Source organism: Burkholderia sp. FW306-1C-G01B (assembly GCF_058781685.1).
Map to the genome: position 1 here is coordinate 1 of NZ_JBYSWZ010000044.1, position 503 is coordinate 503.

The 503-nt window shown below is 61.4% G+C and carries 1 protein-coding gene; it reads right to left on the reverse strand.

Going from position 1 to position 503, the window contains the following annotated elements:
- A partial coding sequence (locus AC3WLY_RS35215) for an Ig-like domain-containing protein (protein WP_492332767.1) occupies positions 1 to 461 on the reverse strand: 461 nt, incomplete at its 3' end.
- Between the last annotated feature and the right edge of the window lie 42 nt (positions 462 to 503).

The window sequence follows — 503 nt, forward strand, 5'->3', positions numbered from 1 at the left end:
TCGGTCGAGTATTCGACAACTGCGCCAGTCTCCACACCAGAAACGTTGAGTGTGCCGACGTTCGTGATGTGATCGGTGGCGTTGCTGCCGGAGTCGGCGGTCAGTGCAACACCCGGTGCAGCGGCCGAGGTATCGAGCGTGAAGTTGAACGAAGTCGAGGCGGACGTGTTGCCCGCGACATCGATCTGCCGAACCTGCACGTTGTTCAACCCTTCGACGGCACTGAAGCTCGTGTTCCAATGCGCGCCGTTGTCGACGCTGTACTGTACGGTTGCGCCGGTCTCGATGCCAGTGACGTTTAGCGTGCCGACATTGGTGATGTGGTCGGTGGCGCTGCTACCTGAATCGCTCGTGAGCGCGACACCGGGCGCGGCAGCCGACGTATCGAGCGTGAAGCTGAACGAGGTCGGGGCGGACGTGTTGCCCGCGACATCGGTTTGCCGAACCTGCACGTCGTTCACGCCTTCGACGGCGTTGAAACTGGTGTTCCAGGTATGACCACC